Annotated in this window: 1 protein-coding gene; it reads right to left on the bottom strand. The window is 64.8% G+C overall.

The window, feature by feature from the left end:
• Positions 1 to 24: 24 nt before the first annotated feature.
• A complete protein-coding gene (locus tag EOA24_RS37785; protein ID WP_126082855.1) occupies positions 25 to 1,263 on the bottom strand; it encodes a cytochrome P450 in 1,239 nt (412 codons plus the stop codon).
• Between the last annotated feature and the right edge of the window lie 193 nt (positions 1,264 to 1,456).

Here is a 1,456-nt window from a genome sequence, read left to right on the forward strand (position 1 = left end):
CTCTAGGCAGGGTCGGTTCGCCTATCAAAAAGTCACGGCAACCCGCTCCAGCCCGTGGAAATGATAAGTGTCGCGGAAGCGCGGCGTCTCCGCCAGGCGTAGTTCCGGCAGCCGGTCGAACAGCGTCTTCAGCGAGACCTGCAACTCAAGCCGCGCCAGCGGCGCGCCGATGCAGAAATGGATGCCGGCGCCGAAGGAGACATTCTTCTGGTCCGCGCGGGCCGGATTGAAGGTGTCGGGCTCGGCAAAAGCCTGGGGATCGTGATTGGCCATGCCGAGCAGAAGCGCGACCACCTCGCCGGGCTTGACCACGATGCCTGGTGACACTTCGATCTCCTCATAGGCATAGCGCAGGAACATGTGCAGCGGCGCGTCGTAGCGCAGGCATTCCTCAACTGTCGCGGCATTCGCCTCGGGTGTCGCGAAGAAGCGGCGCGGATCGCCACCTTGCGCCAGGATCGAGCGCACCGCATTGCCGGTCTGGTGCACCGTCGCTTCATGACCGGCGTTAAGAAGCAGGATGGCCGAGGACACCAGCTCGTCTTCCGACAGCCTCTGGCCGTTGTCCTGGGCCTCGATCAGCAGGGAAAGCAGATCGTCGCCCGGCTTCTTGCGCCGCTCGGCGACGTAGCCGCGCAGGAACGCGGCAAAATCGCGTGCGTCGCGGTTGGCTGTGTCCTCGGTTTCGCGTGTGCGGCCATGCATGTACATGGCGACCATCTGGTGCGACCAGTCGAGCAGTTGCGGCCCCATCTCGACTGGAACGCCGAGCATCTCGGCGATGATGGTGATCGGCAAAGGCGAGGCGTAGGCCGGCAAAAGGTCGACGCCGTCTGGCTCGAAGCGGTCGACCAACTCGTTGGCCAAGGCCTCGATTCGTGGCCTGAGCCGTTCGACCTGGCGCGAGACGAAGGCGCGGTTTACCAGCGTTCTGAGCCGCGTGTGCACCGGCGGCTCGAGTTCCAGCATGGAGTTGGCCTCGATCGCATCAAAGGCCACGAGGTGCGAGCGGTCTTCGCCAACGCCGCGGCTGTCGGGAATCCCCGCCGGGTTCTGGCGGCCGAAACGGCGGTCGCGCAGCAAGCGGTTGACGTCGTCAAAGCCGCCGAAGCACCAGAAGCCGTAGTCTTCCCAGAAGAAGGCGTTGGCGGTGCCACGCAGGAAGGCATAGGCCTCGTAAGGGTTCTGCACGAAGGCCGGCTCGTGCGGATCGAGATGCAGGCGGCGACGGGTCGGGTCGAAGGCGAGATAGGCTGGCATCATGGTAGATCTTTAGCGCGCCTTGGCAGCGCGATGCCAGACAATGTCTTGGCGCCCGAGGCGGAGAAGCGTTGAGCCAGCCCTCAGTGTCCCGTCTTCAGGATGCTCGCCACCTTGGCGGCAATCGCCGCGTCCAGCGCCGGCCAGTTCGCCAGCAGCTCGCGCGGAAAGCGGAAGGTGAGGCTGAGATCGTCGC

Source organism: Mesorhizobium sp. M2A.F.Ca.ET.039.01.1.1, from assembly GCF_003998035.1.
GTDB lineage: Bacteria > Pseudomonadota > Alphaproteobacteria > Rhizobiales > Rhizobiaceae > Mesorhizobium.

What these genes read in the sequence shown, in the direction of transcription:
- EOA24_RS37785 (WP_126082855.1), bottom strand. Translation starts at nt 1,263, where the DNA reads ATGATGCCAGCCTATCTCGCCTTCGACCCGACCCGTCGCCGCCTGCAT.